Genomic DNA, 575 nt, shown 5'->3' on the forward strand with positions numbered 1-575 from the left:
AAGAATATCACTTTGGCGTGCGCCAACAGCCATACGCACCCCAATTTCATTGATCCGTTCAGAAACCGTAACCAACATGATATTCATCACTCCAATCCCCCCTACAATGAGTGAAATTGCAGCAATAGAAGACACTAAAAGCGTTAAAATATGTGTGCTTTCCATGATACGATCACGAAAGAACTGAGAACTTCTAATGAAAAAATCCTCTCCACCATGACGCATAATAAGGAAACGCTTCACCATATTCTCGGCTAAATTTGAATCAATATGATCAGCAATCTTCACAGTAATAGCCCGAACTTGAGTTGTACCAAGAAAACGTGTTTGTAAAGTTGTATAGGGCAAATAAACCTGCAACGTATTTGAAGACCCTCCTCCCATATGTTGTGGATCTACCACACCAATAATGCGCGCAGGAACATTACCCAAATGAACAATTTTCCCTATGGGGCTCCCATGACTATGAGGGAAAAGCACCGAAAGTGCTTCCTTTTCGATAACGAGATCAACCGCCCGCTCATGCACACTTTTTTGATCAAACAGCTGCCCTTGAACCGCTTTAAGTCCCTGTG

General features: G+C 42.4%; 1 protein-coding gene. It reads right to left on the bottom strand.

The window, feature by feature from the left end:
• Positions 1 to 575 (bottom strand): ABC transporter permease (locus ACFINC_RS11645; RefSeq protein WP_375617299.1); only part of this gene is annotated, 575 nt, incomplete at both ends.

It is taken from the genome of Bartonella sp. AP58NXGY, assembly GCF_042195785.1.
GTDB lineage: Bacteria > Pseudomonadota > Alphaproteobacteria > Rhizobiales > Rhizobiaceae > Bartonella.